The organism is Microcoleus sp. N9_B4 (assembly GCF_036701635.1).
GTDB lineage: Bacteria > Cyanobacteriota > Cyanobacteriia > Cyanobacteriales > Microcoleaceae > Microcoleus.
In genome coordinates this window covers 10,217-10,859 of sequence record NZ_JAUBRC010000087.1, presented here as the reverse complement: position 1 = coordinate 10,859, position 643 = coordinate 10,217, and the positions used below count along the sequence as shown (strand labels likewise).

1 protein-coding gene is annotated in these 643 nt (G+C 42.6%); it reads left to right on the top strand.

What is annotated here, in order from left to right:
* The first annotated feature begins 151 nt into the window (after window positions 1-151).
* Complete coding sequence (locus QUA43_RS30040; RefSeq protein ID WP_333379352.1) at window positions 152-637, top strand: GNAT family N-acetyltransferase; 486 nt, start codon at window positions 152-154, stop codon at window positions 635-637.
* The last annotated feature ends 6 nt before the right edge of the window (window positions 638-643 follow it).

The window sequence follows — 643 nt, the reverse complement described above, 5'->3', positions numbered from 1 at the left end:
TATCAAGGGGAGGGAGTAAGAAATTCACAAATGATTTAGGATTGCTATATATGCTGATTCAATGGGGAAAAACTTAATTAAAAATTACAAATTAAAAATGTCTTGATGTGGTATTTTTAATTGTTAATTGTCGTGTACTACTTACTTATTTATGTCTTCTGAGGTAATTTTGCGTCCAGCTACCCGCGCCGACGTGCCGGTGCTGTTTGATTTGATTAAAGCTTTAGCTGAGTACGAAAAATTATCTCATGCCGTTACTGGCAATGCCGTTGATTTGGAGCATCATTTGTTTGGCGATCGACCTTTTGCTGAAGCGATTTTAGCCGAGTGCGAGGGTCGAGTTGTCGGCTGGGCGCTGTTTTTTTACAATTATTCTACTTTTTTGACTCAGCCGGGAATTTATTTGGAAGATTTGTTTGTGATCCCTGAGTTTCGAGGGCGGGGAATTGGCAAGTCTTTGATAGTTTATTTAGCGCAGTTGACGGTTGAAAGGGGCTGTGGGCGTTTGGAATGGAGTGTTTTGGATTGGAATGAATTGGCGATCGGATTTTACAAGGGTATCGGTGCTGATGTGATGCCCGACTGGCGGATTTGCCGGGTTGCGGGCGAGTCTTTGGCAACTTTGGCATCGAAGTAATTCAGG

Excerpts from the sequence above, each read along its gene's own strand:
- QUA43_RS30040 (WP_333379352.1), top strand. The coding sequence starts at position 152 with ATGTCTTCTGAGGTAATTTTGCGTCCAGCTACCCGCGCCGACGTGCCG.